The sequence below is a fragment of the Nostoc sp. CALU 546 genome (genome assembly GCF_048836525.1).
This window is the reverse complement of the sequence record NZ_JAWJTF010000364.1, coordinates 1-1,881: the sequence shown is the minus strand read 5'-3', so window position 1 is coordinate 1,881 and position 1,881 is coordinate 1. Positions and strand designations below refer to the sequence as shown.

Annotated in this window: 3 protein-coding genes; all 3 read right to left on the bottom strand. The window is 43.5% G+C overall.

What is annotated here, in order from left to right:
- Window positions 1-13: 13 nt before the first annotated feature.
- Window positions 14-577 (bottom strand): pentapeptide repeat-containing protein, encoded by a 564-nt coding sequence (locus tag RRG12_RS43700; protein WP_069068234.1) that lies wholly within the window; start codon window positions 575-577, stop codon window positions 14-16.
- Window positions 578-987: 410 nt separating this feature from the next.
- Entirely contained in the window at window positions 988-1,305 is a 318-nt protein-coding gene (locus RRG12_RS43695; RefSeq protein WP_420763153.1) for a type II toxin-antitoxin system RelE/ParE family toxin, read from the bottom strand.
- Complete coding sequence (locus RRG12_RS43690; RefSeq protein ID WP_193947779.1) at window positions 1,302-1,550, bottom strand: prevent-host-death family protein; 249 nt, start codon at window positions 1,548-1,550, stop codon at window positions 1,302-1,304. Before RRG12_RS43690 ends, RRG12_RS43695 begins: the two co-directional genes overlap by 4 nt.
- Between the last annotated feature and the right edge of the window lie 331 nt (window positions 1,551-1,881).

Here is a 1,881-nt window from a genome sequence, read left to right as displayed (position 1 = left end):
CCCCATGCCCAATTTATTTTGAATAACAGGTTGTGCCTGGAGTATCTTCGGGTTGAAACTCGTTACATTCTCTAAGATTTTGACGCTCTAACGACCAGCCATAAGGTTTATCGGAGGTGACTACACCATTAGCTAGAGTTGTTAGTCGGAAGTTAGCCCCCCGAAAATTGGTAAAATCCAATTTCGCATCTTTTAAGTTTGCTGCTTCTAAATTGGCGCTGATAAAACCGGCAAAAGATAAATTGGCATTTTCCAGGGATGCTGATTTCAAATTTGCTCCTGTTAAGGAAGCACCACTGAGATTTGCTGAATTTAGAACCGCACCTTCTAAATTTGCACCGGTGAGATCGGCATTCGTGAGATTAACTTCAGATAATGTAGCGCCGCTCAAGTCAGCCCCTCGCAAATTTGCTCCAGTTAGATTTACTTGAGTTAGATCAGCACCACTCAAATTACACCGGGGACAGGCACTTGTTGCCTTCAACTGATCTAAATCTAGCTGATTTAATGCAAGGCTCTGCTCTGCAAACCCGAAACAAGCTAATAGGACGCTAGTAGCAACAATCTTAAATTTCATATTTTTTACAGATATCCACAAAAATGACAAGTTACGCACATTGCGTACTGTCATAGTTACATATACCGCCTCCCTAAAAAACAGCAGGGATGAAGCATTCATTAAGAAGCTGTAAAAATACTATAAATTCTAGTGGTAAGACTACTCAAATTGAAATGTAGGCTATAGAATCGATTCGTAAGGAACTATACCGAACCAATTATAGACTACCATATATGTGATCCCCCTAGCTCGATGAAAAATACGACTAGGGGGATCTTGTTTTTGGGCACTTGATTGAAAATGTTGGGTTTCGTTCCCCAAAGCGCGATCGCCGATAGCATATTGGTAAAATCAGCTTTTCAACGATCGCCCCTTATCCGTCACCATCCAAAATGCTGCTGATATCTTGTGTTGCGTAGCGCGATCGCCTACTCTGGATCAGGTTCAATAGGCGCTTGACGACTGTGGCGGACATGAATAATAGCTACAACATCCTCCTCAACCACAAACAATACTCGATATTGTCTACGTTTACAGACGAAGAGTTGACGAATTTCTCGCCCAATTGCTTGTGCTTCGGGCGCTATTGGGCATCGTTTGGGAAACAGGTGTAGGGAGGCAATCTCATCTTGCAAGTCGTAATACCATTGATTAGCAGTTTCAGCATCAAAGTTGTCACACATCCAACGGTAAGTGTTTTCTATGTCTTGAAACGCGCTTGGCTGGATCAAAACCTGATAAGTCATGGGCGAGGGGGAATCTGGAGTCGATGACGTAGTTCTTCTAAGGCTTGAGTAGCGGGAAGTCCTTCACCGCGATCAAACTCGGCTAATCCCTGCCGAAGACTGATGATGGTTTCCAAAGTGTCCAGTTCAAGTTCAGCAGATTGAATCGGATGCGCTTTGAGAAATTGCAAAAATTGCAGCACTGGTAGCAAGAGTTCATCGGACGTGTTTGCTAGTTCCTGGAATAAGAGTTCGCGTGTCGTCATGATGGCGATCGCCCTTTCTAGAAGTTGTTCTCAATATACCAATCGCCTGTGAACTTTCCCGAAAATGCGATCGCTTTTTGCCTGGATTTAGATCCCCGACTTCTTAAAGAAGTCGGGGATCTGAGTTTCCCCAAAGCGCGATCGTTTTCGATCCAGCTACTACTTTACTTTGCTAATACTGTCGCACAAGTGCCTGTCGCTCTCGCTGACATGAGGATTATTCTCTAAATAAGCGCGTACCAAATCGCAATTACGCCTCATTAAAGGGTCTAACTCCAATTTTGTAAGATTCCAGAGTTTGATTGTCTTGTCATCACTACCAGAAGCCAAT

Coding starts and splice junctions, on each gene's coding strand:
- RRG12_RS43690 (WP_193947779.1), bottom strand. CDS start 1,550: ATGACGACACGCGAACTCTTATTCCAGGAACTAGCAAACACGTCCGAT.
- RRG12_RS43700 (WP_069068234.1), bottom strand. CDS start 577: ATGAAATTTAAGATTGTTGCTACTAGCGTCCTATTAGCTTGTTTCGGG.
- RRG12_RS43695 (WP_420763153.1), bottom strand. CDS start 1,305: ATGACTTATCAGGTTTTGATCCAGCCAAGCGCGTTTCAAGACATAGAA.